Genomic DNA, 1,100 nt, shown 5'->3' with positions numbered 1-1,100 from the left:
AGCAGGTATTTGGATGTTTCAACAGTTCATCGACCGCTACGCCACCGACGCCTACGGCCCGCCGGTGAGCACGCTGGAAGCGATCGAGCGCGCCGCGGCGGTCGGTGATATCAAGGTGCTGGACATCAACTATCCGTTTGCGGGCGACAATGTCACCGTCGAGCAGGTCCGTGATGCGCTCCGGCGCACGGGGCTGCGCGCCCAGGCGATCACCCCGCACCTCTATATGCGCGAGTTTCGCATGGGCAGCTTCACGAACCCCGACCCGGCGATCCGGCGCAAGGCCGTGGATCTGGGCAAACGGGCGATCGAGGTGGCGCGCGCGCTGGATGCGAAGTATGTCAAGTTCTGGCCCGGCCAGGACGGCTTCGACTATCCGTTTCAGGTCGACTACCGGCGTCTCTGGGACTACTCGGTGGAGGGGATCCGCGCAGTGGCGCAGACCGACCCGACCATGCAGTTCGCGATCGAATACAAGCTGAAGGAGCCGCGCGTCCACATGTTCTTTGCTACGGCCGCCCGCACGCTGCTGGCGATCGAAGATATGGGCGTCGACAACGTCGGCATCGTACTCGACCTGGGCCACTCCTTCTTCGCCAAAGAGACGCCAGCCGACGTGCTCCATATGGTGTCCCGCCGCGGCAAGCTGGTCAGCGTCGAGGTGAACGACAACTGGCGCGAGTGGGACGACGATATGGCGGTCGGCTCGGTCCATCTGATCGAGACGCTGGAGTTCCTCTACGCCCTGCGCCAGATCGACTGGCAGGGACCGATCCTGCTCGACCAGTTCCCCTTCCGCGAGGATGCGGTGGAGGCCGCACGCAGCAGCATCCGGACGATTCGTTCCCTCAACGCCGTGCTTGATCGCCTCGATCCGGGCGCACTCAAGGCTGCTCAGGACCGGCAGGATGCACTCGAAGCCCAGCGCGTGGTGCTGGACATGCTGCTGGGTGCGGGGATTGGAAAGGGCGACCGATGATCGATATGAAGAAGGTTGACAGGCTACGGAAGCTTGCCACCTCTGTCCGGCGGCGCGACTTGCAGATGGTGTACAACGCCAAACTGGGGCACATCGGCGGCGACTTTTCGGCCACCGATAT

General features: G+C 63.6%; 1 protein-coding gene. It reads left to right on the top strand.

Going from position 1 to position 1,100, the window contains the following annotated elements:
• Positions 1 to 979 (top strand): TIM barrel protein (locus VNN55_00220; protein ID HWO55973.1); only part of this gene is annotated, 979 nt, incomplete at its 5' end.
• Positions 980 to 1,100: the final 121 nt, after the last annotated feature.

It is taken from the genome of bacterium (assembly GCA_035559435.1).
In the GTDB taxonomy this organism is placed as follows: domain Bacteria; phylum Zixibacteria; class MSB-5A5; order WJJR01; family WJJR01; genus JACQFV01.
The sequence above is the reverse complement of the archived record's forward strand: the minus strand, read 5'-3'. Positions and strand labels throughout refer to the sequence as shown.